The sequence below is a fragment of the Epibacterium ulvae genome (assembly GCF_018678075.1).
GTDB lineage: Bacteria > Pseudomonadota > Alphaproteobacteria > Rhodobacterales > Rhodobacteraceae > Epibacterium > Epibacterium ulvae_A.
In genome coordinates this window covers 1-3,700 of the sequence record NZ_JAHHIR010000019.1, presented here as the reverse complement: position 1 = coordinate 3,700, position 3,700 = coordinate 1, and the positions used below count along the sequence as shown (strand labels likewise).

Here is a 3,700-nt window from a genome sequence, read left to right as displayed (position 1 = left end):
GACCACTCGCAATGAGTGTTTCCGACCAAGGGCCGCATAAAGCGAGACGAGAACCACGAGTTAGCAAGACCTACGAAGTGATGGCACAACAGTCAGCCGTAACAGCCAAGACACCCCGCCGAATGTCAGGGACACATCAGTCCGCAAAGCAGAATGGGACTTGGTTCGCGGAACCCATCAGGGCCAGCGGTCATGTGCATCGCGTCAACAGGCCGGACACAAGACTGCTTCTGACCAAAGAGCAAATCACATCAGAAATGTCTTGCTATGCAGGAGCCATCCACACAAGACGTTCCCACCAGGATCACTGGCATCAAAACAAAAAATATGCCCGCATCCAGTGTGGTGACGATGTTGACGATGTCAGGATCAATACGGGCTTTTCCTGCGCTTTCAACCGCAGCAACGCCGGAGAACACAAATCCGACCGCCTCGGTTATAATCATCAGCACCATTAGCAGAACCAGGGCAACCATATGTTTGCTGGAGAGCGCTACAGTGATTGCATCCCAAAGATTGCAAATTCAGTGCAGTAAAACATGCGCCACCTCCTGAGTATGGCCTTCGGTCTGTCGGTTGCCACCCTGGTACGTTTCAAACATATTCCGGTTTACGCCAGGATCGCAATCCATCAAGAACACATTGTAGCTCCGGCCATCTTCACCGCATTTGTATCCGTCGCCGATCCTTTGAACAGAGTAGCCAAAGGACGAGAGATAGCGACCAAGGGTGGGCGGGGAAAGCGATAGCAGTCGCTGTGCGCCGCGGCGCTTGGCAACATCGCACGGACCCGCAACCACGAGCTTTGTTGCCATTTTCTGATCGGATGTTTGCAGTTTGTCATCAGCGACAAATCTGGTGCATTCCCATGTGTCTCCTGTCAGTGGACATTTGGGCAGCAAGTCAGACGGGATTTCGGCGATCATGTCCCGCTTGGCGTCGCCAAGCATATAGGTCCCCCCCCCACTTTGCGCTGCACAGCGCGGTCCGCGCACCAGCAACAGCAACGCCGTTTTGAGTGACAATAGAATATATTGCATCAGGGCGGTCGTATCGATCCATTTCGACATGGCCGTCGTTGGGTACCGACCAGCGCAGTCTTTCAACCAAAACACGATATCGAAGTTCAAGATAGGACGTAAATGCACGACCGTGCAGGTACTGATCCAAGAAGGAAAATGTGTAGTTCCATAGCATCCTCTCAAGTTGAGCGATGCCATGTTTGCGAGCAGAAACAGGGTTCCTATAGAGAACCGCTAAATGTAGCCATTTTTTGTTACTAATGATAAAAGCTGCGCGACTGATTTTGCGCCAGTCGCTGCACTCATCCTGTTGCGCCTCGCGCGCACCGTTTCAATTTTGCAGCCTAGTTGATCGGCGATCTGCGCCTCCCGTTTTCCGTCCGCCAGCAACCGCAAAACCGCAATCTCGTTTTCTGAGAAACTGAAACCCTTCTGTTCAGGCGCAAAACAGCGGGTGTTATGGGACATTAGTAATTGCAGAAGCCGGAAGAGGCCGGAAGAGCCAATGAAATAAGGGGCTTGGATGGGGTTTGTTCTGAAACAACCAAAGTTGAAAGAGCGGCTTCAACTGGGCTTAAAACAAGCGTTGAAGCCACAAACTGAAAGTCTGGGACACTTGCGTTTTCAAAAGGGTTCAGTTCGGAAACCTACAAGAAAACAAGGCTAAACGGCCACTGTGCCCGGAACTACATTGCCGAAGCTACGTTCAGAACTTGAAAATAGTCGGATTTTGCAGCGCCAGCAGTTTCAAGTTGGAAAAGTCGTTTCACACCAAACACATAAGACGACGGATTGCCTCAATGATACGAGACACAGATATTGGCAGTTACCGGAAGAAGCCCGAAGAAGCCGGATGAAGCAATAAAAACAGGGGTGTAGGTGATCAATAGAGACAAAGAGGTGGTGGCTTTCGTGTCTGTCAAAGAGGGTTTAAAGGTCAATTTAAGGCGATTTGACGCTTGGTCGGAACAAAGATGTCGTCAAACTCAATAGAAGCCCAAAAACTAAATTTAAACAGAGACTTAACCTTGGAATCGCTACTCATTGGTCACTTGGGTTTGAAGTCAGCGGGTATCTGGAACCTGAAATTGAGCTTTCAGGTTCCCTTTGTTTTTTCAAGAACCAAATTTAACATTACGCAACAATGCCTTAAAGGCTTGCTATCTACTCAGCCGCGACACCGGAACTTGAAACCGTTTTAGCCTCCTGCAGCATGGTCGACATGGCGCAGGAGTTCTTGGAGCCGTAGGCGACTGACGCACTACCTCGGCGGGTTGGGTATCCTAGACGATTTAGGATACCCACAAAATTGGTGCGCGAGAACGCTATGGTTTCAGTGGCACCATGATCCAGTAGGAAGCGGTTGGCCTTGGAGAACAACACTTTCAAAGATGAGGCCGACCGCGCTTCTGTTCTGGTCATTTCCCAACATTCACCGCCTTGCGGCAGCTGCAAGCCATCAATAATGTTGGAAGGAATAGAGGGAAGATTGCCACGCGCCGCATCCTGAACCATGTAAGTCCATTCTTGGTCACCATATAGGACACGACTTGCACAGCTTACAAGTCGCGCGTAGGCCATCAATTCACCACCATCTTCCACAATTATGTAAACGGTGTCGGCCCGATCATATTGGTCCATTTCAATGGGCGCAGCGCGCGGGACATCCCATCCCAGCGAGCCATGAAAGAGATCATACCTCGCCCGAAACATCTTATCGAGTAAATGGCCATATGCGCCACGATTTGATTGGTTAATTGCAATTGCGTTTAGCATTCTGCTCTCCTGTAGAAACAGGTGCAGAATACAACTCAGGCGCTTGGAACACCCGCTAGCAATTCACAACATAGAAGCAATCCGCGCCATTCGCGTGCAACTTGATGACAACTAAATCACCCGCTGCCTGTAGGCCTTCAGAACAGCCTCAGAAAGCTGAGATGCGCCCATGGCGCGCACCGTTCTATCCCGCAATGCGGCGACTGCCCGAGCCGTAACGCCATCGCTTTCGGCGATCTGATTGTCTGTCATGCCTTCTGACACCTTACGCAAATAGGCGACCCCCTTGTCGGTTAACTTGATCTTGGGAGGGTCCTGAAAAGTGGCCAAGATCGCAGCCATTATCCCATGCAGGCGTGCTATCTCCAAATCCGGTAAACGCTCTGCGCTGTGCGTGAAGCCAATAACCCCTTTGCGACGGTTTACTGTCAGGCCCAGGGCGGTCCCATGCATCATACCACGTGACCTAGCCACCGCAATTACGTCTGGAGTATAACCGGCAAAGTCCTGGGCAAGTTGGTTCCAGGTCCGAGTGCCTTCGTTTTGGGTTCCCCAGATCACCACGGGGTCATGCATAACATAGCCATGCTGCTGGTATTCGGTCAGCCACTCTGACGAGAATGTGCTCATAATGTCTGCGGGAACATTATCTTCAAAACCGAAACCTGCCGTAAATCCATGGCTAGAGTGTTCATTTCCAAAGGCTATAAGTTCAGCCTTGAGTTGCGTGAAAACTTCTGAATACATAACTACGTTGACTGTCTGACGTCAGCGCCTATGGGTCCAAATAGCGTTATTTGATAAGAGAGTGTTTCTGGCTCATCGTAACCACTGAGGAGTGGAAGATGAGACAGACAACTGGAACCCGCAAAAGTCCTGGCGAGAAGATCGTCAAAGATATC

Annotated in this window: 5 protein-coding genes; all 5 read right to left on the bottom strand. The window is 50.5% G+C overall.

Annotated elements, in window-relative coordinates:
- Positions 1-251: 251 nt before the first annotated feature.
- Positions 252-455: a hypothetical protein gene (locus KMP13_RS04470; protein ID WP_215264362.1), complete on the bottom strand. Its 204-nt coding sequence runs from the start codon at positions 453-455 to the stop codon at positions 252-254.
- Positions 456-524: 69 nt separating this feature from the next.
- Entirely contained in the window at positions 525-1,130 is a 606-nt protein-coding gene (locus tag KMP13_RS04465; protein ID WP_215264361.1) for a hypothetical protein, read from the bottom strand.
- Positions 1,131-1,256: 126 nt separating this feature from the next.
- Positions 1,257-1,490, bottom strand: coding sequence for a helix-turn-helix transcriptional regulator (locus tag KMP13_RS04460; protein ID WP_215264360.1), 234 nt, complete (start codon positions 1,488-1,490; stop codon positions 1,257-1,259).
- 696 nt (positions 1,491-2,186) lie between these two features.
- Positions 2,187-2,798: an acyl-homoserine-lactone synthase gene (locus KMP13_RS04455; RefSeq protein ID WP_215264359.1), complete on the bottom strand. Its 612-nt coding sequence runs from the start codon at positions 2,796-2,798 to the stop codon at positions 2,187-2,189.
- Between the two features lie 111 nt (positions 2,799-2,909).
- The gene (locus KMP13_RS04450; RefSeq protein WP_215264358.1) at positions 2,910-3,545 is read right to left on the bottom strand and encodes an autoinducer binding domain-containing protein; all 636 of its coding nucleotides are present in this window, start codon (positions 3,543-3,545) and stop codon (positions 2,910-2,912) included.
- Positions 3,546-3,700 lie beyond the last annotated feature (155 nt).